The 25223-nt window shown below is 41.0% G+C and carries 23 protein-coding genes; 12 read left to right on the plus strand and 11 right to left on the minus strand.

Features of this window, described 5'->3' with window-relative positions:
- Positions 1–28: 28 nt before the first annotated feature.
- From petP to G4P69_RS25240, 3 genes are all read right to left on the minus strand, one after another.
- A complete protein-coding gene (gene petP, locus G4P69_RS25230; protein ID WP_208340017.1) occupies positions 29–223 on the minus strand; it encodes a cytochrome b6f subunit PetP in 195 nt (64 codons plus the stop codon).
- A gap of 113 nt (positions 224–336) precedes the next feature.
- Positions 337–978: a Holliday junction branch migration protein RuvA gene (gene ruvA, locus G4P69_RS25235; RefSeq protein ID WP_208340018.1), complete on the minus strand. Its 642-nt coding sequence runs from the start codon at positions 976–978 to the stop codon at positions 337–339.
- A complete protein-coding gene (locus tag G4P69_RS25240; protein WP_208340019.1) occupies positions 975–1724 on the minus strand; it encodes a sucrose-phosphate phosphatase in 750 nt (249 codons plus the stop codon). The genes ruvA and G4P69_RS25240 overlap by 4 nt, the downstream gene beginning before the upstream one ends.
- A 629-nt stretch (positions 1725–2353) precedes the next feature.
- Here G4P69_RS25240 and G4P69_RS25245 point away from each other — a divergent pair.
- Positions 2354–3286: a sensor histidine kinase gene (locus G4P69_RS25245; protein WP_243903054.1), complete on the plus strand. Its 933-nt coding sequence runs from the start codon at positions 2354–2356 to the stop codon at positions 3284–3286.
- Positions 3287–3468: 182 nt separating this feature from the next.
- Here the strand turns inward: G4P69_RS25245 and xseB are convergent, their stop codons facing one another.
- Positions 3469–3690, minus strand: a complete 222-nt coding sequence (gene xseB, locus G4P69_RS25250; RefSeq protein WP_208340020.1) for an exodeoxyribonuclease VII small subunit — start codon at positions 3688–3690, stop codon at positions 3469–3471.
- Positions 3687–4931, minus strand: a complete 1245-nt coding sequence (gene xseA, locus G4P69_RS25255) for an exodeoxyribonuclease VII large subunit (protein WP_208340021.1) — start codon at positions 4929–4931, stop codon at positions 3687–3689. The genes xseB and xseA overlap by 4 nt, the downstream gene beginning before the upstream one ends.
- A 44-nt stretch (positions 4932–4975) precedes the next feature.
- On the opposite strand from xseA, the gene G4P69_RS25260 reads away from it, so the two are divergent.
- Complete coding sequence (locus tag G4P69_RS25260) at positions 4976–5272, plus strand: GNAT family protein (RefSeq protein WP_208340022.1); 297 nt, start codon at positions 4976–4978, stop codon at positions 5270–5272.
- A 138-nt stretch (positions 5273–5410) separates the two neighbouring features.
- Here G4P69_RS25260 and G4P69_RS25265 read toward each other — a convergent pair whose 3' ends face one another.
- Entirely contained in the window at positions 5411–6016 is a 606-nt protein-coding gene (locus G4P69_RS25265; protein ID WP_208340023.1) for a hypothetical protein, read from the minus strand.
- A gap of 185 nt (positions 6017–6201) precedes the next feature.
- Here G4P69_RS25265 and G4P69_RS25270 point away from each other — a divergent pair, with 185 nt between their 5' ends.
- The 4 genes from G4P69_RS25270 to G4P69_RS25285 all read left to right on the plus strand — a co-directional run bounded on the left by G4P69_RS25270 (position 6202) and on the right by G4P69_RS25285 (position 10228).
- Positions 6202–6708 carry a DNA recombination-mediator protein A gene (locus tag G4P69_RS25270; protein ID WP_208340024.1) on the plus strand — a complete coding sequence of 169 codons (507 nt, stop codon included), beginning with the start codon at positions 6202–6204 and terminating at the stop codon, positions 6706–6708.
- A gap of 94 nt (positions 6709–6802) precedes the next feature.
- Positions 6803–7294, plus strand: a complete 492-nt coding sequence (locus tag G4P69_RS25275) for a YajQ family cyclic di-GMP-binding protein (protein WP_208340048.1) — start codon at positions 6803–6805, stop codon at positions 7292–7294.
- 536 nt (positions 7295–7830) lie between these two features.
- Complete coding sequence (locus G4P69_RS25280; protein ID WP_208340025.1) at positions 7831–9507, plus strand: hypothetical protein; 1677 nt, start codon at positions 7831–7833, stop codon at positions 9505–9507.
- 37 nt (positions 9508–9544) lie between these two features.
- A complete protein-coding gene (locus G4P69_RS25285) occupies positions 9545–10228 on the plus strand; it encodes a CHAT domain-containing protein (protein WP_208340026.1) in 684 nt (227 codons plus the stop codon).
- Between the two features lie 211 nt (positions 10229–10439).
- Here the strand turns inward: G4P69_RS25285 and ahcY are convergent, their stop codons facing one another.
- Positions 10440–11717: an adenosylhomocysteinase gene (gene ahcY / locus G4P69_RS25290; RefSeq protein ID WP_208340027.1), complete on the minus strand. Its 1278-nt coding sequence runs from the start codon at positions 11715–11717 to the stop codon at positions 10440–10442.
- 890 nt (positions 11718–12607) lie between these two features.
- On the opposite strand from ahcY, the gene G4P69_RS25295 reads away from it, so the two are divergent.
- Positions 12608–14167 carry a mechanosensitive ion channel family protein gene (locus tag G4P69_RS25295; protein WP_208340028.1) on the plus strand — a complete coding sequence of 520 codons (1560 nt, stop codon included), beginning with the start codon at positions 12608–12610 and terminating at the stop codon, positions 14165–14167.
- A 74-nt stretch (positions 14168–14241) separates the two neighbouring features.
- Here G4P69_RS25295 and arsC read toward each other — a convergent pair whose 3' ends face one another.
- Entirely contained in the window at positions 14242–14661 is a 420-nt protein-coding gene (gene arsC / locus G4P69_RS25300; protein WP_208340029.1) for an arsenate reductase, glutathione/glutaredoxin type, read from the minus strand.
- Between the two features lie 21 nt (positions 14662–14682).
- On the minus strand, positions 14683–15759 hold the full coding sequence (gene arsB / locus G4P69_RS25305; protein ID WP_208340030.1) for an ACR3 family arsenite efflux transporter: 1077 nt from the start codon (positions 15757–15759) through the stop codon (positions 14683–14685).
- A gap of 147 nt (positions 15760–15906) precedes the next feature.
- Between arsB and G4P69_RS25310 the strand changes: the two genes are divergently transcribed.
- The 3 genes from G4P69_RS25310 (at position 15907) to G4P69_RS25320 (ending at position 17202) form a co-directional block, all read left to right on the plus strand.
- Entirely contained in the window at positions 15907–16257 is a 351-nt protein-coding gene (locus G4P69_RS25310) for an ArsR/SmtB family transcription factor (protein WP_208340031.1), read from the plus strand.
- Between the two features lie 196 nt (positions 16258–16453).
- Positions 16454–16714 (plus strand): hypothetical protein, encoded by a 261-nt coding sequence (locus tag G4P69_RS25315; protein WP_208340032.1) that lies wholly within the window; start codon positions 16454–16456, stop codon positions 16712–16714.
- Positions 16715–16830: 116 nt separating this feature from the next.
- A complete protein-coding gene (locus G4P69_RS25320) occupies positions 16831–17202 on the plus strand; it encodes a hypothetical protein (RefSeq protein ID WP_208340049.1) in 372 nt (123 codons plus the stop codon).
- Positions 17203–17381: 179 nt separating this feature from the next.
- On the opposite strand, the gene G4P69_RS25325 is transcribed toward G4P69_RS25320, so the two are convergent.
- Together G4P69_RS25325 and G4P69_RS25330 are read right to left on the minus strand one after the other, a co-directional pair.
- Positions 17382–19754, minus strand: coding sequence for a bifunctional serine/threonine-protein kinase/ABC transporter substrate-binding protein (locus G4P69_RS25325; protein WP_208340033.1), 2373 nt, complete (start codon positions 19752–19754; stop codon positions 17382–17384).
- Between the two features lie 22 nt (positions 19755–19776).
- Positions 19777–21117 (minus strand): MFS transporter, encoded by a 1341-nt coding sequence (locus tag G4P69_RS25330; protein WP_310834218.1) that lies wholly within the window; start codon positions 21115–21117, stop codon positions 19777–19779.
- Between the two features lie 133 nt (positions 21118–21250).
- On the opposite strand from G4P69_RS25330, the gene G4P69_RS25335 reads away from it, so the two are divergent.
- On the plus strand, positions 21251–22534 hold the full coding sequence (locus G4P69_RS25335; protein WP_208340034.1) for an AAA-like domain-containing protein: 1284 nt from the start codon (positions 21251–21253) through the stop codon (positions 22532–22534).
- Between the two features lie 49 nt (positions 22535–22583).
- Positions 22584–25211: an ABC transporter substrate-binding protein gene (locus tag G4P69_RS25340; protein WP_208340035.1), complete on the plus strand. Its 2628-nt coding sequence runs from the start codon at positions 22584–22586 to the stop codon at positions 25209–25211.
- Positions 25212–25223 lie beyond the last annotated feature (12 nt).

Raw genomic sequence — 25223 nt, forward strand, 5'->3', positions numbered from 1 at the left:
TCTCTCGGAAGTTATGAGCACTTCCGCGCTACTGCACAAGTTTGAGTTCATCTTCAAAAAACCAAGTAGTAAAATTATCTTCAAACTTAACCACCACCCCGACACCGCTTGCGTCAGTCATTCTAAATGACTGAATTGTACCTACTTTTCCTAGTCTTTGAGCTACAGGAGCAGAAACGCGATCGCGCAAACGGTAAACTTTAACTTTTTGTCCGATTTCCATGCCAACTAACAAAGCAACAAACCAAGACTCAGTGTAGCTGAATCTGTGACGCAGCGCGAGAGTTTATTGGGGATTGGGGATTGGGCATAGGGCATAGGGCATGGGGCATAGGGCTAAGGCTGGCTATATTCAGCAGCACTAAGATGTGCGATCGCCTGTTTTAGCCAGTCTTCTACAAGAGCATTTTTAGATAATCCAATATCTTCACTTACTACGTGCAAAGCGTGACTAACTTCGTTTGCCGTATAGCCTAATGCTAACAGAGTCATTTGCACTTCTTCGAGAATTCCTGGTGCTGGACCACCTGTAGCGACGAAAAATCCTGCTGTTTTGCGCCATTCTATCAACTTACTTTTTAGTTCCAAACAAAGGCGTTCTGCGGTTTTCTTGCCCACACCAGGAGCTTGAATTAATAATTGGGTGTTGCCAGTGATGATTGCTTGGACTAAGTCTGGTAGTTCCAAAGTGTCCAGTAAGGCGATCGCTAAAGCAGCCCCGATCCCGCTCACACTCAACAAGTGGCGAAAAACATCTCGTTCTCCTGGTGAAGCAAAACCATATAGTAATGGTACTTCTTCACGAATTTGGTAATGAGTAAAGATTTGAACTTCGCCGCCTGAGTCTGGCAATTGTTTCACCAGTCGTGCAGGAACTTGCAAGTCGTACCCCAACCCATTAACTTCTATTGTCAGAACATTACGATTACCACTATTACTTTGGATACCGGCGATGATGCCTTTAAGATAACTAATCATTTTAAGAAACCAAAATATATAAGACCTTCTAGTATTCCACCTGCACAAAAATTTTTCGCTAGGTAACGATACTCAGCGCGATTGTCTTTGTACCATTGGAGTAATTCAGGACGGGCGTTCCCAACTATTATTCCCCTTTCTTCGGCAGTAGCAAACAAAGCAATATCATTGCCAGAATCGCCACAGACAACCGTCTTTTCTGCTACAAATTTCCACTTTTGGCGAAGAAACTGTACTGCCTGTCCTTTATCGCTGCTTCTAGGTACAATGTCAAGGTCTATACCACTACTGTAAATGAGCTTTACATTTAATTTAAGCTCTTGCAAATCTGACTCAAGTTTTGGTAATACTCGATCTGCGAAGGTTTGTTGCAAGAAAAAACTCACCTTAAAAGGGCGCTGTTCCGAATCTGGTTGCGGAACTAAGTCAGGAAACTTAGTAGCTACAGACACCACCAAATCACGATTCCAACCAGGTGAAAGTCTTTCTGACCAACCTGAGTCAGGATCTTTACTACCATTAATGTAAATTTCGGTTCCCACAGCTAAGATAAGCCCATCTGGTTCTAAAAGATTTTTCTCTTCTTTTAATTTTTGATACAGAATTGGCGAGCGACCTGTGGCATAAACGATCTTAGTACCATGTTCCTGCCGATGTTTTTCTAAGCGACCATTAAGTTCAAGGAGCGTATTGTCCTCTCCCACGAGGGTGTTGTCTAAATCAGTTACGAATAGAAATTTAGTCATATCAACCTCTTGGCAAGAATAGGGAGCAGGGAGCAGGGAGCAGGGGAGCAGGGAGCAGGGGAGCAGGGGAGCAGGGGAGCAGGGGAGCAGGGAGCAGGGAGCAGGGAGCAGGGAGCAGGGAGCAGGGAATATGATAGAAAGAGGAGGTGTTTGTTTCATAGACTGCTAGCTGTGTTTTAGCACTAGTGATGGTTTAGATCTTGCCCTCGTCTCAGCAAGCTCGGAGAACCCAGGTTTAAGAACGAAAAATTAAGGAGTCTCAGCTTTCCTGATTTTCACCCTACCTGGTTTGTAGGGCTGATGCAAGATGTAGATCCTTAACTAGTACACAACCTTATTTTGTAAATCCGACACCTACCAAGCGTTCCACACCCCTTACTACCTGTTCAGAGTTTTTATCCGAGAGTAGGTAAATTGAAAAATGTTTATGCTGGAAATAAAATATATTGGAGATAATAAAAAAAGAAAGCAACGACCCTTGAAGTTTAACTAAATCTGGACAAACAAGACAGTTTTGAAGTTGTTCTTATCGTTAAGTTGTGGCTGTATTAATGATTAATTTAAGAGTAGCAATCGCAGAAGCCGCAGACCGCGTTCATCAAGACAATAAACGCCTCAAAATTCTATTAATGCAAGCAAAAGATGAAATTGTCCGCTTATCTAGATTTGTCAGTCACTTAGTCTGTACTTTAACTCCAAAAGAAAAAGAGCTTAGAGACACCAATGCTCGTTTACAGATAGAGTTAGCTTTAAAAATTGTAGAGCAAGAAATGCTACGTAAACAGGTAGAAGAAACACGGTTGGCTTTAGAAAGAGAAAGAGAAGTTAGTGAACTCAAATCTCGATTTATTGCAATTGCTTGCCATGAGTTTCGCACCCCGTTAACTAGCATTCTCCTATCTTGTGAATTTTTAAAAAATCACCAACATAAATTAACAGAAGACGCTAGATTACGCTATTTTAGACAAATTAAATCCAGCGTTAAAAATATGAACCAAATCTTAGAAGATGTTCTGATTGCTGGTAGTGTACAAGCAGGAAAATTACAGTTTAAACCTGCACCTCTTGCTCTCGTAAACTTCTGTTTTGATTTGGTTGAACAAATACAGCTTAGCGCAGGCGATCGTTATACTATCCATTTTATTAGTCAATGTTCCTATAATTCCACAATCAAAGACCGCCCTTTAATGGATGAAAACTTGCTTCGACACATCCTCACAAATTTACTTTCAAATGCTATTAAGTATTCACCTGAAGGAGGCGACATTCACTTCAATTTAATTTGTGATCAAGAAAGTGTTATTTTACGAATCCAAGACCATGGTATTGGTATTCCAGAAGAAGAACAAGGAGAATTATTTACTTCATTTTTTAGATGTAGTAATACCGGCAAACTGCCAGGAACAGGACTTGGTTTAACTATTGTCAAAAATGCAGTTGAATTACATGGAGGTCAAATAACTGTAGAAAGTGGAGTAGGTCTAGGAACTACTTTCACTGTAATTTTACCCATAAATTATCCGGTTACATCAGAAAAAATCCTTGAAAAAAAAGGGAGCTAGGAGCAAATGGCAACCAGGGTAAAGCGAAACAAATATTTACGACAATTAATTTCAAAAAAAATCCTTGGCAAAATTTCTTTGATAGTTTAAATCTCTTCTCCGACGACTTTATGGACACCAGAGAGCAACCTAAATTGGAAACAAGAGAGAGCATTTGAATAAGATTGATTCTGACTCCTTCTTCACTCCTCATTTAAAGTCTCAATCAACAAATCTACTTGCTGCTGTCGTTTTTGCAAAAAACTTTCGCACTCACGCAAATACTTAACAGCAGCATTAAATTGGTCAAACACCTCTTCTAAATCCAACTTGCCTGCTTCAATTTCAGCGATAATTTTTTCTACCTCAGCAACCTTTGCTTCGTAATTCCACGTCTTGTCGAGGGTTATATCATCTGAACTCATAAGTTCTCTTCTTCACGCTTCGTTATAACTTTTACTTTAACTTCACCCTGACCTAACTGAACCCATAATTGTTCTCCCACTGCTAATTCTTGAGTAGAACGAGCGATCGCACCATTTTCTTGTCTGACTACCGCATAACCTCGTTTCAGGACAGCTTTAGGATCAAGAGTTGCCAACTTCTGGCTTAACACATCTACATGCTGGGTTGCTTGCTGAAATTGTCTGGTTGTTGCTTGCACAAGCTGCTGACGCTTCCAACTAAGCATTTGTTTCTCTTGGTGTACTTGTCGATCTAACCGCAAACGCCTTAGACGATTTTGCAATTGTTCGATCTCGTATTTTGCCGTTTCCCAGCTGGAAAAAACAGCATCATGTAAAGTAGCAATACGCTGATAATGCTGACCATACAATTCTTTAAGCTCTGGAACAACTAGTTCAGCAGCAGCAGTCGGGGTATGCACGGTTACGTCTGCAACTAAATCTACCAAAGACTCATCCCTTTGATGACCAATACCAGTAATTACAGGAATCGAACAGTTAGCAACTGCTCGCACTACCCGTTCATCATTAAAACACGCCAATTCCTCAACTGCTCCTCCTCCACGAGATAAAATCAGCACTTGAGCACGTCCATCTCGTTCTACTCGTTGAATAGCATTAACAATAGACTCAGGTGCTTGGTCGCCCTGTACTGTGGCGGGAGAAAATAAAACATGTAAACCAGGGTATCGTTGCTTGAGTGTTTTTTGAATATCACCCCAGGCAGCGGCTGTAGGTGAGGTGACAACGGCTATAGTTTGGGGATGGATTGGAAGCGATCGCTTTCTTTTTGGATCAAACAACCCCTCTGCTTCTAGGCGATCGCGCAGTTGTTTAGAACGCAGCGCTTGTAAACCAGCACCACCGGGAAAAGCCTGCCAAACCGAAAGCTGATATTCTCCCCTTTGAGGATAAACCCGAATGCTGCCTAAGATAATTAATTGCTCACCCAGCCTTGGTATTTGTACTAATTTTGCTAACTGACTACTCCACACTACACACTTTATCCCTGCAACTCCATCTGAATCTTGTAGTGTGAAAAATAACCCACTGCGATGATGATGAGCACTAGAAACTTCTCCTGTCACCCAAACTTGCCGAAGTTGCTCGTCTTGTTCTAACAGAAAGCGAATATAATCAGTTAGCCCAGCTACGGAAAGCGCTGTTTCAGGAATAAGAGAGACAGGAAAATCAGTGTCCATTTTGTTCGTTGTGTATCTTAATTAATGACCAAAGTTATACAGGCTTGGGGATTGAAAGTCTCACCAACGCACCTTGGAATACAATCTCCCGTCCACAACCTGAAACCAGAAAAGGAAGTGCTACCTCCCTAATTGAAGAATTAGTACGTGAAAGTCAACGCCTCCAGTTTAATGGTATCGTTAAAGCAATAACAATACCCAGTGCTCGCCCATTCTATAGAAGAATCGGATTTATAGAAACCAACGGCTCGGGAGAAATGATACTTACTTATGATGCAGCACAAGACTTTTTAATCAGACAGCAGCAATTAAGGGAAGTCCACCATGACCCAGGAAATTAAAAAACTAAAAACGACAGAACTACTCCAATGGCAAGAGGAAATATATGAACTAGAAAAATACGCTTTCGCGGGTGTCATATCAGACTCAGAACAAGAACAGCGCGTCAACAATCTCCTTGATAAAAACTATTACTATCGTCATCTAGAAAAAGTTCGCCAATGCAAACAAAAACTATTAGAAGATCTTGCATTTCTTGAACAACGCGAACAGCTACTACTAGCAGAAATCGATAGACTTGACCAATCTTCACCCTCTGGTGTTGCTGAATGAACGCTGGTAACGAGGCTTTCAATTGAAGCGACATCTTCATTAGAGAGTTGCCATTCTTGCTGCATCTGCTGAAAGCGATCGCGAGTAGCCTGACTAAGAGGATACTCTTGTCGCATTGCTACAGCTAATGCTAGGTCGTACTCTTGCAGATGTTGCTTATAGGCTTCTATTCTTCCGCTAAGCCTTGACTCAATTGGTACTGTATCCTCGTTCCTTAGTCCAAGAATTTGCTGGAGATTTTGTCGCAGCGTATCGAGTTCTTCTGTACTGAGAGCTACTTCTTGCTGAAGCGCTTCACCGAAGTCCTGCTCATATTGTTGTAACTTTTTTTGAAATTCTTGACGAGCATCTGCCAAGATCTCATCTTCAATTGCAGTTGCTTGTGTTTGAGATAAACCCAAGCGATCTCTGAGTGCATCTAAGGTCTTGCGACCGACAAAAGAAATATCACCACGGTTAGTAAATCGTGTCACTTCCTTACGATACTTTTGCTCGGGACGCTCAGTACCGTGACAACTGAACGATGATTTTTTGTAAATCTCACAGCCCCTAAACCTGGACTATTCAATAAAATTCCATAACTCTTAGAATAATAAAGTACCTTTCCGCTCTGAGTCTGTTAAAATATCTGGGTTGTTTAATCTGATTACATCCGTCTTTGAGCCAGTCAATAGACCTAGTCAACAACATAGATACATTAGCGCAAGAACTGGCGACAATCCAGCAAACAGGTTCTAAGCGGATCGCCTTGCTGGGTTCGCGTCACGTGCCGATTACCCATCAGACTCTTATTGAAATGATGACCTACGCGCTTGTTTTATCAGGCAATCGGGTCATCACTTCTGGCGCTACAGGTACAAATTTCGCTGCTATTAGGGGAGCAATGCGTGCCGACCCAAATTTGTTAACGGTGATTCTGCCCCAAAGCTTGGAACGCCAGTCCAACGAATCGCGCCAGCAACTAGAAAAGGTCATGCATCTGGTGGAAAATCCTGGTAACAATCATCTGTCTCTTGCGGAAGCTAGTTACATATGCAATAAGGAGATTGTCTCCCGTTGCCAACAGTTGATCTGCTTTGCGTTTCATGACAGTCGGACTCTGCTGCAAACTTGTAAAGATGCAGAAGAACAAAGAAAAGTGGTAACACTATTCTACTTTGATTAGTCATTGGTTATTAGTCATTAGTCCTTTGGATCTGACTAATGACCAATGGCTAATTACTAACGACTATTCACTAACGACTATTCACTATTTTTTTATGGCTTCTACTTATTCCTTTGACATTGTTAGTGACTTTGATCGCCAAGAATTAGTCAATGCTGTCGATCAAACCGTGCGAGAAATAAAAGGTCGTTATGACCTTAAAGATACCCAAACTACTGTCGAGCTAGGTGACCAAAATATTACAGTCAGCACAGACAGCGAATTTACCTTAGAGTCAGTACACACAATACTTCGCGAGAAAGCCGCCAAGCGCAACCTCTCGCAGAAAATTTTTGATTTTGGTCAAGTAGAATCAGCTAGTGGTAATCGTGTTCGTCAAGAAATCAAGCTGAAAAAAGGCATTAGTCAAGAAAATGCAAAACAAATTTCTAAATTGATTCGTGACGAATTTAAAAAAATCCAGTCATCAATTCAGGGAGATGCTGTGCGGGTTAGCGCTAAAAGTAAAGATGAGTTGCAAGCTGTGATCCAGCGCTTAAAGCAAGAAGACTTTCCTGTTGCTTTACAATTTACCAATTATCGCTGAATGGATTTTTATAATTCAAAGGCGTAGCCACCGGCATACTCTGCGAGAATCCGGTGGCTACGCCTTTACAGGGTTTGTGATGTGTAGTTATATTGTAAAGATATTTGAAATTCATTCCTTAAAACTGCATAAGTTGTTTTTGCTTACACCTATAAGAATATGAATTTCTACATTTCTAATTTTGTTTGTACAGTACTTGTAATAAGTATCTGTAGCGCTTAGCAGTAGATAATAGTGTGTTTACAGCGCTTTCGGGGCGTGTAAGGTACATTAGTAGGGGCAAACGGCATTCCCCCTTGGATTATCGGTGTACCTCATTTGTCTCAAAACTGCTGTAAGTAGAAAAGCTAACCCTTTAGTACGTTTTTAAATTGGAAGATGAGACATATCTCCTTGTTGTGCTAACGAGTAATCGATATTCTTTAGACGTTAATCTATCTGTTTGGCGCTGATTTCGTAAAATTCATCGAAAAGAGTTAAATATTATTATTTAATTCTTTTTAACGAAAATAAGTTAACAACAATTTATTAAATCTATGGATTTAAAAGAAACAGAAGTAACTCGGTATCTTTGCGCTGCTGCTTATACTGACAAAGAATTTCGTGAAGAAGCCATCAAGCAAGTTATTAAGGAAAAATATACAGCTCTTGCTCTATTTCCTGGATTTGATTTAGCAATAGTAGTTAAGCATTGTCTTCTAGCAAAAAGACTTGAGTTAAGTCGAGACGTTTGTCTCGCTCTCTTATTAGTGTTAGCTTTACTAAAGGGTTTTCCTCTTTCTTTACTTTGTGCCATTGCTTATTTCGACAAAAATTTTTTTAAAAAAGCTATATCTATACGAGAAGGATTTGATTCGCAAGTGTCTCAATCAGAAAAGAAAGAAACACAAAAAACTACTACGGTTAAAGAAAAGCAAGAAACACAAGAAACTACTACATTTAAAAAATATATATTATCGGTAATCATCTTTTTACTGACTTTTTTATATTGCTTCCCATTAGCCTACCCACTAGCCTTTCTTATCATTTTTGTCTGGCGATGGAATATTAATTACAGTATATCAAGAAAGTTTTCAAAAAAGCATTTCAAAAAATATATCGACTCTTTCTGTAAAGACCATCCATCTCTATGGAAAGAAATACCAAAAATGAGCAATTATGATACATCAAATGTGCTTGTTTATGGAGATAGATTCTATCCTTTTATAGGTGCTGGTCTATTTTACAATAAATGGTCTTTTGATTTCCCTCTTCGCAAGAAGAGAGACGATGTAGACACTACTTCTGAGCCTCTATTTGGTCAACAGGAAGAAGCTATTTCTTTAGATTTAGAAGAATTATATGGTTATGTAACTAACAAATTAATAAATTTAAATTTCGATGGATTAATTATTACAGATAAGCTTCTTCTGAATGGGCAAAAAGTAAGAGGAAAAGCATTTTTCTCTAATCATTTAAGTTGTCCAAAATCCTGTGTAAATGATTTTATTATTAAAAGTTTTTTAAACCAAAATACTCACGAGAATATTCGTTACTACAAGCAAATACAGGTAGTTATTTGGAATGGAGAAATTGTTTTATCAATATTTTTTAGATTTGTAAAAAATGTCAATCAAAAATTGTTTGTAGAAACAATTTATTTTATCTTGCCACCTGTTAAGGAAGAGTATCAAAAGATAGATAAACTATATTCGGAAGTTCGATTAAAGAAAATGAGCAAATTTTTAATAAAATCTTTTTCTGATACCTTATTTCTATTTCCATTTTCTCTATTCAATATTTACAAATTTTTAGTTGAGGAATATTGGTTTAGTAGAAGGGAAAATAGCAAAATAAAACGAACAATTAGAGAGACTGCTAATTTCAATTATGGAGCGACCAAGAGTATCCGTGAAGAAGCAAGCGTTACAAACTGGGCTCAATATTTTCAAGTTCTTGACACACAAATGTATTATAAAATGATTAATCGGCAAATCCTAGATAGTCTATATGAATTTTTAGAAAGTGAAGGTATAGATACTTCTGATTTGAAGGAAAGCTCAAAAGCGATATTCAACTATGGAGTCATTGTTAGCGGTAATTCATCATTTAATACTCAAAACCTCGCTGTTGGAGACGAGGCACAGGCGATAATAAATAATTCCGGTCCTTCAGAACCACTAGGAGGGACCTCTGATCATTCAACACCGCCAGGAGGAAAATCTGAAAAATAGATAATTTATGCTAGTAAATAAAAACAAGAAGGATATAATGAGCAGTCATAATCATGGGATTCAGGTAAGTGGTGGTCAATTCTCGGCTGATAATATCGCAATAGGAAAGAACGCAAAGGCAATAAAAAATGTTAATCCCACTACACAGCCCAATAACCCTGCGGTTAAAAAAATTTTGATTCTTGCATCCAATCCAAAAACTACACCACAGTTACGCTTGGATGAAGAAGCTAGGGAGATTGACGCAGGATTGCGACTAGGTAAAAAACGAGAAGAGTTTGACCTAAAGCAGCGCTGGGCTGTGCGTGTCCAGGACGTATACCAAGCTCTACTAGATTTTAAACCGCAATTCGTTCATTTTAGTGGTCACGGTTCAAGGGATAACGGTTTGGTGCTGGAAGACGAAACCGGAAACCAGCGGTTAGTAGATAAACAAGCTCTGGCTTCTCTATTCGAGCTGTTTGCAGATAATATTGAGTGTGTTGTCCTCAATGCCTGTTACTCAGAAGTTCAAGCAAGTGCGATCGCCCAACATATCTCCTACGTTATTGGCATGAGTAAGGAGATTGATGATAAAGCAGCAATTAAATTTGCAACGAGCTTTTATAGTGCATTGTCATCAGGAGAATCTGTTGAATTTGCTTACAAACTGGCGTGTATCATTATTCAACTAGAGGGAATTCCAGAACACTTGACTCCAAGATTGAAGAAAAAACAGTAGTTAACACAAAACGAAATAAGAGGGTTTTTTCCTCATAAGCAAAAGTGAGGTCAGCAAATTACCAACCTCACTTAAGTAGCTATATAGCAATTCTCGATTGAGTGCAATACATTATGTAGGGGCGAACGGCGTTCGCCCTTATAATGGGGTGTATTTAACACAAATGAGAACTGCTATAGAAGAGCGATCGCTCTTCAACTAAAACCAATACTTAGGTTCCAGCAGTCCAAGAATTGATGTACTCGATTTGCTCAGGTGTTAGAGTATCGACTACAATTCCCATAGCTTGCAACTTCAAGCGTGCAATTTCTTGATCCAATTCTTTAGGAATTGAGTGAATACCAGGTTCTAATTTACCTTGATTCTTCACCAAGTATTCGCAACCTAGAGCTTGGTTTGCAAAACTCATATCCATTACTGCGCTAGGATGTCCTTCTGCTGCTGCTAGGTTAATCAAGCGTCCTTCACCTAGAACAATCACCGATTTACCATTGTTGAGATGATACTCTTGGGTAAAGGAGCGAACTGTCTTAATTTCCTTGGCTTTAGCGCCCAAGGATTTCAAGTCAATTTCAATATCAAAGTGACCAGAGTTACAAACAATCGCGCCATCTTTCATGACATCAAAATGCTCAGAGCGAATGACATGCTTATTACCAGTTACGGTGATAAACAAATCGCCCAGAGGAGCAGCTTCCGCCATTGGTAGTACACGGAAACCATCCATTACTGCTTCAATAGCTTTGATGGGGTCAATTTCGGTAACAATTACATTACCACCAAGTCCTCTTGCCCGCATAGCTGTGCCTTTACCGCACCAGCCGTAACCAGCGACAACAATAGTTTTACCAGCAAGTAGGATATTTGTAGCGCGGATAATACCATCTAGGGTAGATTGCCCAGTACCGTAGCGGTTATCAAAGAAGTGTTTAGTATCAGCGTCGTTAACGTTAATCGCTGGGAAGGTAAGAACGCCATCTTTGAGCATACTGCGCAACCGCACAATGCCCGTTGTGGTTTCTTCTGTGGTGCCTATGAGATCAGCTAATTGGTGTTGGCGTTGCTGAACCAAAGTAGCAACCACGTCACAACCATCGTCAATAATAACGTTAGGACGATGATCTAGGGCTATTTGTACGTGACGGTTGTAAGTTTCGTTATCTTCGCCTTTAATGGCATATACTGGGATGTCATAATCAGCCACTAGACACGCTGCTACGTCATCTTGGGTTGATAAGGGGTTACTGGCAATTAGTACTGCATCTGCTCCGCCAGCTTTGAGAGCAATTGCTAAATTCGCTGTTTCTGTTGTGACATGGCAGCAAGCTACTAGGCGAATATTCGCTAGCGGCTTTTCTTGGGCAAAGCGATCGCGAATCTGCTGTAAAACAGGCATTTCACGTCCAGCCCATTCAATGCGCTGTCTTCCCAAGGGAGCGAGAGCGAGGTCTTTAACCTCGTGCTTTAATCGGGGAGAAGTTGCGGTCATTTAAAACTCCTGATACGTTTGGAAGCTCTGTGTTTTTAGCCCAGAGAGGAAAAACGAACGAGCGATTTTCATCGCCGTGTTCAATTCTTTACTGCTACCCCTAAAAGGGGAGGTTGAGTAGAGGAGTAGTACTCAACCATGAGTCCCTGTATGCCGGGAATTGCCTTGCTACTCCAGTAATGTTAGCCTTGCCAATGTTATCGGTCGGTACTTTCCAAACAGCACTGTCTTACCCTTCGTAGAACTGGTTAACTGTCTGGTTCTAGTGTCGCGGGACTGGCTGCGTATCCCGGAGTAGGAATTTTAACGCTTATCGATAACGTAGTACACAAGGTACTGAGGCAGGTCAGCTATCTCAAGAGAGAGGCACAAAGCCCCGTCTCTTTAGAGCAGGGTGCTGACTAAATAGTTCCTCAAAAAAAGTAACACACTGCATAAAGATTTATGCACTTTATATAGAGTAGACCACTACCAGCAAACTGAAAAGGGTTTGACACTCTCCGCTCTAAAGAGACGGAGATTCTTAAGACGTTCCAGCCTTAATATCCCTACTGCTAGGGTTCCCCGGCTCAATACATTTGCCACTCATGGCGTACTGATATCTCCTTACAGTGTTTTGGGCGTGACTTCCTCCCAGTCCGGGAGTAGGTTTTATTTAAATGTCTTGTACTGACATGTTCAAATTCTAACACAAAGCCGTCCTAAAAGCACGAGGTTTTAAACCCAGTAATTTTGATAAAAAAATCTTACTCCTACTCCCCTCTCTTTCCTATCTCCTGTTCCCTATCCCCTTTTATAGGGTATATTTACTCAAATAGGTTCAGGAGCATCTATAGCCTAATTGATAGCATATTCGTACTCAGTAGCATTTTGCTAAAGGAGGTATTTTAGTGCGCTCTCAATTCTTAGCTATCGCAGGGTCAATTGTCGTATCAATTTTAACTGTACCAAAAGCTGATGCGCAAGTTCCCTTTTTACCTGACCTGCAACTTTTCACTAATCCAGCCCTTGAAACCGATAGTAAAGCTATTATTTCTTCTTCGGTGTATTTGGATGGTCGTAGTGTCTTTAAAATAGCCGGTTCAAGGGCGAGTCTAACGGAGCGTTTGGAACTTATTCAACAAAAACTAGATCAGATCAGCCAAGATTACTTACAATCAACCTCAAAAAACATCAATGTCCAGGTTCGCACAGCAAATGGATTGCCAGTCATTTATGTGAATGATCAATTTCTCATGACTGTCAACAGTGATGATGCCAAACTGCGACAGACAGACTCGCCTCAAGAGGCTGCAACTCAAATAGCCCAGCAATTACAGGAACAACTGAAACGCGCAAAGCGCGAGCGACAGACTTCAAGTTTAATCTACCACGCTCAACTTTCTGGTGCTATTGGGATAAGCATGATTGTAGCAAGTTGGCTGCTCTCTCGATTGCAACGCCGCACAGCGCTATCACATTCAGAAAAATCTGTCAACGACATAGCAGTAGATGCGCCGGTTACTACACAGTTGAAGCGACAGGAAAATAGTAATCTTAGAGAAGCAAAGAGGCGACTGTTTCAGCTAGCTCAAGTAGTAATTTGGGGAGGAGGAACAGTATTCTTACTAGGTCTGTTTCCCTACACGCGAACACTACAGTTAGGGTTTTTCTTAGTTTTGCAAATTCCTTTAAGATTGAGTGTTGTGGCATTGGGGACTTATATAGCTGTGCGTTTTAGCTATGTCCTTATTGACCGCTTCACCGCTGCTTTAGTGGTCAGTGGTGCTTTATTAACTCCAGAAAGTTCTCAACGTTTGCAACTACGAGTTTCTACAATTTCTGTCGTTACCAAAGGTATTGTTACCATCATTTGGATAGGGGTTGGGATTTTTCTAGCCTTGGCTGCGTTGGGTATAGATGTTATTCCCTTACTAGCCGGTGCTGGTTTAGTGGGTGTTGCTGTGTCCCTCGCCTCCCAAAACTTGATCAAAGACGCGATTAACGGCTTTCTCATCATTTTAGAAGACCAGTATGCTCTTGGGGATGCTATTACTGTGGGAACTGTTGAAGGCTTGGTAGAAAAATTAAATCTGCGAATGACTCAAGTGCGGGACGCTCAGGGGCGTTTGATCACAATTCCTAACAGTGAAATAAAAATTGTTGCCAATCTTTCCAGCCGGTGGTCACGAGTGGATTTAAATATCCCAATTGCTTACAAAACGGATATTAACGAAGCTCTCAAGTGTATTGAAACCGTTGGCTTGGAAATGGCTCAAGATCCACAATGGCAAGACCAAATTTTGGAAAAGCCACAAGTTTTGGGTGTAGATAATTTTGAAGATCGGGGTGTCATTGTTCGTGTTTGGATTAAAACACAGCCTCTTAAGCAATGGGCGATCGCACGCGAGTATCGCCGTCGCCTAAAAACTGCTTTCGACCAAGCAGGAATTCTCATTCATTTAACATAAACTACCTACTGTAAAGACGGACGGAATTTCTAATTCCCCACCCGTCTTACTAATTGTTGTGTTTCTCAAGTTTTTCAGGGTCTATCATTTGCGTCGGTTGGTTCTTGCACCCCCTCAATTAGTCGAATCACCCGCTCCTTAATTTCATCCCGTACTCTGGGGAAAATCTCTGGTTGTTCTGCGGGGTCATCTAAGTGCCAATCTTCAAACACTTCCCTTGTTACCCATTCAGGTGGTAGATTCACCCCGCAGCCACACAGGGAAATCACTACATCAAAATCTTCCGGGTTGAAGTCTTTCAAAGCTTTTGAGGTTTGCTTGGTAATATCGACACCAGCCTCTTTCATTGTGGCGATCGCCTCTGGTCTAACAAGGCTTGCTTCCAATCCAGAGCTTATCACTTCAATTTTTCCAGCACCAAAATGCTTGGCGAACCCTTCAGCCATTTGAGATCGGGCAGAATTCTTCTTGCAAACAAACATGACACGCTTCATCGCCGAATTTTCCTTTCAAAGCTATGGTCTTTCAGATCTAGCAACTCGGAAATAGCGGCGCTCAAACCAGAATGCTAAATTCACGAGTGAAATCAGTGCAGGTACTTCCACCAACGGTCCCACAACAGCTGCAAATGCTGCTCCTGAGTTGATGCCAAACACGGCAACAGCAACGGCGATCGCTAGTTCAAAGTTATTGCCAGCCGCAGTAAAAGCCACGCTAGTCGCCTTGGAGTAGTCGGCTTTTAGGAGCCATGCCATGTAGAAGCTGACTACAAACATTAGGGCAAAGTAAATCAGCATCGGAATGGCGATTCGCACCACATCAAACGGTATTTGGACAATTTTTTCGCCTTGCAGGCTGAACATGACGACGATTGTGAACAGCAGTGCAATCAGCGTAATTGGGCTGATTCTGGGAACGAAAACGTCGTGATACCAGCTCTTTCCTTTGGCTTTGACTAAGAAGAAGCGAGTGAAATATCCAGCAAGAAAAGGGATACCCAGGTAGATAAACACACTCTTGGCAATCTCAGCAATGCTGACATTCACCACACTGCTTTGCAGCCCAAACAATGGTGGTAGAAAACTTAAAAAGAACCAGGCAAAAGGACTGTAGAAAATGACCTGGAAGATACTATTGAATGCAACCAATCCTGCTGTGTACTCGGTATTACCCCGCGCTAAATCACTCCAAACAACTACCATTGCAATACAACGGGCTAATCCAATTAGAATCAGTCCGATCATGTAGTCTGGATAGTTTCTCAGAAAGGTTATTGCCAGAAGAAACATCAGAATGGGACCAATAACCCAATTGAGCAGGAGGGATACCCCTAGAATTTTCCCATTGCGGAAGACATCACCTAATTCTTCATACCGCACTTTAGCTAGAGGTGGATACATCATCAGGATCAACCCGATTGCAATGGGAATGTTCGTAGTTCCTACTTGAAATTGATGAATCAATCGCTCGATGCTGGGAAAGAAGTAGCCTAATGCAACTCCAATCACTATTGCCAGAAAAATCCACAGCGTCAGGTAACGATCTAGAAAGGAGAGGCGTTTGTAAATGGGTTCAGTAATGGTATGACTCATGGAACTAGAACACCTTAAACAGCAGGTTGACTAACATTAAGCGCAATCTGAATGCGAGACATTAGACTACCTCCATATTGATTTTAATCTATATTGATGTCTATCAATATCTTGTCATTAGTTATTGATGGATGTCAACATAGAGGCATGAAACCACAAGTCAAACTCTCACTTTGTTGTACTCCGCTACTTTCGGCACCGCTCAGCCCGGATGAAGCAACACGCATTGCCACACTATTTCGCGTGTTGGGGGAACCCGCACGCTTACAATTGCTTAGTTATATTGCGTCTCAACCTTTGGGTGAAGCTTGTGTCTGCGAATTAACAGAACTGTTAGATCTATCGCAACCAACAATTAGCCATCACCTCAAGGTGATGTATGAGGTGGGACTGTTAAGCAAAGAGCGGCGCGGTAACTGGATCTATTACAAGGTTGTACCAGAGCAAATAGAAGCTTTACAAAATACTTTGTCTGTATCCCCCAAGGTTTCTAGCTAGAGCTATATTTACACCAATTAAAGCAGAACGCCCACGGCTAAAAGCCGTTGGGTGAGATTGATCGCGGGGTTCTTTAACGAGAACTTTATAGCCAATTTAGTACAAATGTACTATAATAGAGGAGTAGCGATCGCAAAGCCTGCTTAGGGGTAAACAGGCTCTGTGACAGCCTTCTAAAGGATTGGTTCTTTTTTCTATGATTAAGCACTACATTCTCAGCCTCAATCCGACTGCTAAGCACGAATGGGATCGGTGTATCTTGCGCGATCCACTAACTGCTAAACGCCCAGACATTGCCAAAATAGTTGCTGAAGCTGTTGGTGCAGATACAGGCAATTATTTAGTGAGCGTAAATATTGAAGTAAACGTGTTAGAACAAGCCGCAGTATCTTACAGTGAACAGTTATCGCTGAATATGCCGGAGATGAGAGAACCTCAATTAAGGAAAGCAGCTTAGTAACGCACCACGTATAAGGGTTTGGTGCGTTACTAAGAGTCAGTTGTTAATTGTTAGAAACCACTCAATAACAATTAACAACATATTTACATTTTAACAAAAAAAGTTATCTTATGGTGATGCAATTAAGTGATTATCCAGGTGCGATCTCCCAAGCTGCTCAAAGGGTGAATGAAATAGACTCGCAATTGATGGCTGTTCAGCAGCAAATTAATAGATTTGAAGGTAATGCAGATCGTATTGTGGCTTTTGATATAGATTTAAAAAATGATTCTCAACGCAAAGCCCGCCGCTTTGAAGTGTTACTCGTGAATCAAGAATATCAAACAGCTATTGACACCTTAAACCGTTTAACTGCTGAAAAAGCTAATGCAATTGCTCATGTAGAATATCTACGCAACCAGTTTAGTGTATTTAAATTAGAAGCAAGAAGAGCGATCGCACAACAGTTGACAGATTTTGAATCTCGCGAATTAGTTGGGTTGTAGAAAAAAGACAGAGTCAGAGTTCCCTCTTAACGAGACACTCGTTATCGCGTTCGCCCAGACACCCACAATTTTTGCTGAATTCTCAACACCAGATGCTTTCAGCCGGGGAACCCTAGTCGAACATTGGCTCGGGAACCCTAGTCTAGCACTGGCTTCTCGTAACTCGTCGACACTTTATGTTAACTATCGCACCCTAAGCTGTCAACTCGGTCACTAGAATATTCAACAGGCACAAAACTATATTTATAAGATGAGCACTTAGAGGGCATAACTTTGACCAAATGATTTGTAAACTCCTGACGATCGCCATTTTGAAAAGAAATTTCTCCCGAAGCTCCAATAAATCGAAGATCTACTAATGTCTTTTGTATGAGAGTGCGGTCTGGTTGGTCTAATTTTTTTAAGGCATTGATTAAAGCAAGAGCTCCATCATAAGCCATTGCTGTAAGTCCATTGACCTCTTGTGTTCCCCATAATTCTCTAGCTCGCTCGAGAAAACTGGAGTTTGGATTAATTGTCAAACGATGCCAAGGTACATCTACCACTAAGCGACCCCCTAGAACAGATGTTCCCTTTTGTAAAACCTGAGTATCGTAAAGCACGGAGCCTCCTACTATTAAAAAATGACCCTGATTCGCATCTATTAAGCTTAACGTGTTTTTGAAAGAGAAAGGGTTGACTTGACCGTCAGGAAACAGGACAAACACCGTAGCGCCTTTTTCTTTTGCGGTTTTTATGGCTCGTTGGGATATAAATTGGACTGTCGACAAATTAAATTCTGTATCTTCCAGCTTTACAATCTTTCCTCCTTTTCTTTCAAAAATGGTGCGGAAATTATTCTCCATAGATCTGCTGTAAAGACTGTCAGGACTATAAAAAATTGCTGCTGTTGGGTGCTTAGGACTGTGGTTCAGCACATACTTAGCTAAAGACTCGGCACTTGTAGTAGTGTTAGGGACAACCCGGAAAAAGAAGTCGCTTGGAGTGACTTTGTCTCGAATCTCTTCTGCTGTACTCCCAGGAGAAATCAATACTAAGTGATTCCCTTGGTAAACAGGTAAAGCTTCTACAGTTACTTCAGAAGCATAATGACCAATAACGCCAAAAATATCGGTCTGGGACACCAGACTCTTAGCAATATTTCGGGCTTGATTAGGATTATTAGCATCATCGGCAATTAGTATTCTAAAACCTCTCCCATTTACCTTTATTCCTTTATTCACTTCATCTTGAGCTTGTGCAATTCCTCGCAGAATTGCCTCTGCTGTTAACGGATTATTAGTGATGGGAACTGACACAGCGATTGTGTCAGTTTTTGCATTCTCGTATGCCAACCGGGCATTCTGCAAGTAAATTAGGGTCTCTGGATCATTTTTCCGCTTTTCATATGCTTTTCTCAATAAATAAGCAGCATTTTTATAATCCTTATTAGCTAAGGCATTAACACCAAGTTGTTTTTCTGGTATAGTAGAGTCTTGAGGAAATAAGCTTTCTTCTCCACAACTTAAATGGTCTTCAAATTTGAAAGGACAGGTTGGGGACGATGTAACTGTTGGGATTGTTATAGCGATGAGAGCCGCAATGCTCACTATTCCAGCAAATACAAGCATTTTACTCCAAGACTTTGGAATTGTAAGCCTTATGGGCTTAACCCGAGTTGGATTAAGACCAAGGGTCGGGTTGTTATGCAAAGATTGTCGTTGAAGAGGCAGGGTTAAGTTAATGGGCAAAGGCGGTGGTTGTAATTGTAGGGCGTAAAGTGCTTCCAAAGCTTCTGCTGCTGATTCGTAACGCTCCTTGGGGTTAGAGCGCACCATTTTACTTATGATAGCCTTTAGGCCATCACTGACTTCTGTTCTATTACACCAGATAACTTCCCCATTAGAATCCTTTCGCAGATGATAAGGTATTACACCTGTTAGAGCTTGAATTCCGACCATTCCAACCGCGTAGATATCACTGTTTAATCTTGGTTGTCCAAGCTTTTGTTCATCTGGCATATAGCCTGGTGTGCCAACTAGCACTGTTAAAGGCTGAGTTTGATAAGACGATATTCTCGTGCTAATTGTTTTAACGGAGCCAAAGTCAATCAAGACAATTTTATTATCTTGTGTGCGTCTAATGATATTTGCGGGCTTTATATCCCTGTGGATCTTATTATTGTGATGGACAAACACTAAAGGTTCTAAAATCTGTTGCAAAAGCTCTTTAACAACTGCTTCACTCAATTGCTGACCTGGTATTATTTCGTGGCTCAGATCGTGACCTGGAATGAATTCCTGAACAATATAAAATTGTTTATTTTCTTGAAAATAAGCCAATAATTGGGGAATTTGAGGATGTTTTCCTAACTCGAAAAGTGATTTTGCTTCTCCAGCAAATAAATGTTCCGCTGTCTGCAAATTAAATGGATTGTTAGTCGGAATTCTAAGTTTTTTGACAACGCAAGTTTGCTCTAGATAATGTTGATCTCTGGCTAAATAAGTTTCCCCAAAACCTCCTTTTCCTAATGGACGAATTATTTCGTAACGTCCCCCAACAACTGGTCCCATATTACACTCCCTGCTTATTCAATTAATAACGTTTTGTTTCAATCACCCAAGGCATACAGAACAACCCAATCAGCGGTACAACAGCTAGCCAGAGTTGCAATCCTAAAGCAGTATGGAGAGCGTTTGAACCACTGGATGCGATAGCACCTACTAGAAAGGGTCCCCCTGCTGCTATAACTCGCCCAGCGTTGTAACAGAAGCCAGAACCCGTTGCTCGTAGACGAGAGGGAAAAAGCTCTGGCAGATAATACGTGAAGCTACCAAATACACCAAAAACAGTTAACCCAATTGGAAAATATAAGTAAAGACGAGTGTAGGGTGACCAATCTAGTCCAAAGGTGACTATTAGGGAAAGACCTGATAATAAAAAGTAGAGAAAAAGCATTTTTCTGCGCCCCCAATATTTAGCCAAGGGAACTGTCAGTAAAGCGCCGAGTAATCCCCCTAGATTAAAGCTGTTAGACGCAATAGTTTTCCATTTCTCAATAAGTGCTTGTGTTGCCACCAGATCTAAACCTTGATTAAGAGCTTCCGTTTGCGCCAAACCAGCAGAAATTATTGGAATAAAAGCGTTACAAGTCCACCAAGTAAGCAAAGCTACTGTTGCTGTGAGAAAACCACACCGAGTTAAGGGAAGATTTTGGCGGTTGAACAGTTCTTTGATGCTGGGAGCAGGCTTATTAGCTTCTTTTTGCCAAGATTCTGGCTCTTTAACGAAGTAACGCAATAAAAAGGCGAATATCGCAGGAAGTAAGCCAAATACAAAAACAAAGCGCCAAGAAACTTCAGGGTTGTTCTTGAACAACACTCCCGCGACTAGTAAATTTACAAGTGTTGCTAAAGTTAGTCCCACCGGAGCAGAAGTGTAAAGAAGTGCGCCCGCTTCTACGCGCGATCGCTCTGGGACTACCTCAGCCACAAGTGATGCTCCTGCAGCCCACTCTCCTCCTAGTCCCAAACTGGCAATAACTCTCGAAACGATTAAGGATGCTATATTAGGTGCTACAGCACAAGTAGCTGTACCGAAGGAAAAACAGAGTATGGTTAGTATCATCGTCTTACTACGACCAATGCGATCGGCAAGTGCTCCAAACAGAATGCCTCCTGCTGCCCAGCCTAATAATAAAATTGAAGTCAATAATCCAGTCCAAAATAGGGTAGCAGCTTTAGCCTCAGAAGAACCAATTGGCAAGTTTAACAACGTTGGTACACAGTTTGGTGCTACGTAACTAAACAGCAAGCTATCAAATACGTCAAAACCCCAACCAAGCCACGCGGTTAAAAAAATAGTCCATTGATAACGGTTAAGAGAAAGCACAGTTTTAATCTCTTTGAGTACTTTGATATTGATGAGAATATCCACAAAAGGAAGATCTTGAAAGCAGGCAAATTACCGCAGATCAGAGCAGATATGTTATCTTCAGGTATCTGCGCTTGAGAATGGCTTCGAAACTCGCTAAAGTATTGGTAAATGTCAATAGACTGGGTTGCGGGCAATGAATCAAAATCGCAGAGCCTCAAGTGTTCAAGCTACCAAGGAAGGCATAGAAAAACTTGAAGCTCAAAGGATTAGTAAGGGATGGTGTCGTAAACAGCTTGCAAGTAAAGCGAAAATACATCTCGATACCTATGAGCGATTCATTGGGGGAAAAAATATTTTCAGAGATTCTGTCCGAAAGATTGTGGAAGTCTTAGATTTGCAACCAACGGATATTGTTGCTAGTGACGAGTGGTTTGGAATACCCAGTCCTAAACCATCCCCCGAACCACCAGAAATAGAAATTCCGTCTTATTATATAGAGCGTCCACCCATTGAAGAACGCTGTTATGAGGCGATAAAACACCCAGGATCACTCATCCGCATCAAAGCACCTCAGCAGATGGGTAAAACTTTACTTGTTGATAGGATCCTCGTTGAAGCAAGAAAGCAGAACTATCAAACTGTGACATTAAGTTTTGAGCTACCAGATAGTACAGTATTTAACGACACACGTAAATTCTCTCAGTGGTTTTGTGCAAGCGTGGGTAAGCCACTAGGATTGGCTAATAAATTGGCTCATCATTGGGACGACATTTTTGGCTGTAACGATAACACCACGGCTTACTTCGAGGAGTATCTGTTAGTAGAACGCGCTTCTCCTATGGTACTCGCCTTGGATAAAGTGGATCGGGTTTTTGAACACTCTGCTATTGCCAATGATTTTTGTTGCTTGTTACGAGGTTGGTATGACATGGCAAAAAGGAGCGATCGCCGAGGTGAGATTTGGAAAAAACTCCGGTTGGTAGTAGCACACTCAACAGAAGTTTATAGCTCACTAGATATCAATTCCTCACCCCTTAAGGGTGTAGGAGTGATTATTTCTTTGCCAGAGTTTAACCAAGCGCAAGTGCAGGATTTAGCACAGCGTTATGGACTCGATTGGTTAAGTCGCCAGGAGGTTGAGCAACTCATGGCTATAGTAGGAGGACATCCTTACCTAGTACAGATCGCTCTTGATTATCTCAAAAGTCAGGAACATACGCTCTTGAACCTTTTGCAAATAGCTTCCACAGAAGCAAGTCCATTTGTTAGCTATCTGCGAAAACTGTTGTGGGATGTACAATCCTATCCAGAACTAGCAAAAGCTTTGCATCAAGTAGTTACAGCAAACAACCCTACAACACTAGAACCTGCTCAGACATTTAAATTAGACAGCATGGGTTTGATACGAATACAAGGAAACAGTTGTAGTCCAAGATGCAATTTGTATCGTCAGTATTTTCTGGCTCGCTTAACATAACACGAGAATCAATTTGTCACCAATGGCTAGCAATTAACCAGATTTATCTATGGTTTATAAATATGTATTTGGCGCTACTCTACCAGAAAATGATCCCACTTATGTCGAGCGGCAAGCTGATAACGAACTTTATGAAAGTCTAAAAGCTGGACAGTTTTGTTATGTGTTCAACTCCCGTAAGACTGGTAAATCTAGTTTGCGAGTTCAAGTGATGCGTCGGCTAAAACTAGAAGAATTTGCTTGTACTGTTATTGACCTTTCAATGGTTGGTGTTCAGCAGGTAACTATTGAACAGTGGTATGCTGGTTTAGCGAATAATTTGACAAAAGACTTTAATCTAGAACTTAATTTGAGAAGCTGGTGGCGCGAACGCGAATGGCTACCTCCTTTGGATAGATTGAGAGAGTTTATAGAATCGGTGATGCTGGCACAAATTGAGCGAAATATTGTTATTTTTATTGATGAAATTGATAGTGTTCTCAGTTTAAATTTCCCGAGGGACGACTTTTTTGCCTTTATTCGTGCTTGCTATACTCAGCGAGTAGACAATTTAGAATACAACCGCCTCACGTTTTGTTTATTGGGGGTGGCAACGCCATCAGATTTAATTGTTGATAAACAGAGAACACCGTTTAATATCGGTCGGGCAATCGAACTAACTGGATTTAAGTTAGAAGAAGCCAAGTTATCTTTAATTGACGGATTAAAAAATTTTGCAGATAATCCTGAAGCGGTTTTAAAAGAGGTATTGGAGTGGACGGGAGGACAGCCGTTTCTGACCCAAAAGTTATGCCAATTAATAGTTGATTCGCAATGTCTTATTTCTGCTTTTAATGAGGCAGAGTGGGTGAAGAGATTTGTAGAACACCAAATTATTGATAATTGGGAATCTCAGGATGAGCCAGAGCATTTGAGGACGATTCGCGATCGCGTTTTTAGAAGTAGACAACGTATAGGCCAACTGATAGGTTTATATCACCGGATTTTACAAGATGGTGAAGTAGAAGCAGATGACAGCCCGGAACAAATGGAATTGCGACTCTCAGGATTGGTGGTGAAGCAACAGGGCAAGTTGAGAGTTTACAACCCAATATATAAGTCTGTTTTTGACCAAAGTTGGGTTAAAAAAACATTATCAACTCTCCGACCTTATGCCGAAGCACTAGAAGCATGGGAGGCTTCTAAGTATCAAGATGAATCCCGCTTGTTGCGAGGACAAGCATTGCAGGATGCCCAAAAGTGGGCAGCTGATAAGAGATTGAGCGATCAGGATTATCAGTTTTTATATGCCAGCCAAGGCTCGGAAAAAACAAAAGCCAGGCAGCAGAGAAATATCGGTTTCTCTATTATTGCCATATCTATAATTACGTATGTAATATATTTGATAGGAATATGGGTAAATGAGGCAATAAATCGTAAAAATTTACTAGACAGGATTAGTTCAGGAAATAGGATTTTAGTAAAGTCAAACACAAACTCTAAGAAGGAAGCTGGGGTGCAAGCTTTTGCTTCTGGTAATTTTTTGAAAGCCGCCGATGATTTTCGAAATTCGCTCAAAACTCATCACAATGACCCAGAGTCTTTAATTTACTTAAACAATATTCAAGCTGGTAACGGCGATGCTCTCAAAATCGCTGTGAGCGTACCTATTGGTAGCAACGTGAATGTAGCACAAGAAATTCTGCGTGGGGTAGCTCAGGCTCAAGATGAGGTAAATGGCAATCGTGGGATTAATGGAAAGCTTTTACAGGTTGAGATCGCCAATGATGATAATAACCCTGGGACGGCTACACAGCTTGCCAAAGAGTTTGTCAACGATTCTAATATTCTGGCAGTGGTCGGTCATAACGCCAGTGAAGTTTCTATTACCGCTGCTAAAGTGTATCAGGATAAGTTAGTTATGATCTCGCCAACCAGCTTTGCTAAAAGTCTAACTGAAAGCAGCAATAGTAAATTTAGCAATAACTACATATTTCGTACTGTTCCTAGTATTAATTTTACAGCACGCGCACTTTCTACTTATATAGTTAAAAAAGCTCACAAGACTAAGATCGCGATTTGTGATGATCCCGATGCCATTGATAATGAAGCGTTTAGGAATGAGTTCGTCCAAGATGCTCCTGGTGTCAATCTTATTTATGTATCTTGTAATTTGGCTAATCCTAACTTAAACGCTAGTAAGGTAATTGATGATGCTATTAAAAATGGAGCAGATAGCTTGCTACTAACTCCCTACATAGATAGAATTCAACAAGCTGTAAAGGTAGCACAGGCTAATAAAGGACGGTTAGCGCTTTTTGGCAGTCCTACATTATATACATATCAAACGCTGTTTTCTGGGAAAGATCTTCATGGTTTAGTCATCTCTGTATTTTGGTCTCCCGATTCCACTCCAGATCGTACCTTTATTGAAAAAGCTAAGAAACTTTGGGGTGGAAATGTAACCTGGCGCACGGCAATGGCATATGATGCCACAAAATCAATTATTGAAGGGTTGAAAGGTAACCCGACTCGTGAAGGGTTACAGAAGAAGTTGAACCAAAATTTTTCGATTATTGGAGCAACAGGAAAAGTTCAGTTTCAGCAATGGGGCGATCGCAAGGATGGAGCAGCATCTTTGGTTCAGATCCAACAGGGTAAAAAATCTGGTACCGGTTATGACTTTCGCTCTCTTTAGATTAAATTGGGA

The organism is Aetokthonos hydrillicola CCALA 1050 (genome assembly GCF_017591665.1).
GTDB lineage: Bacteria > Cyanobacteriota > Cyanobacteriia > Cyanobacteriales > Nostocaceae > Aetokthonos > Aetokthonos hydrillicola.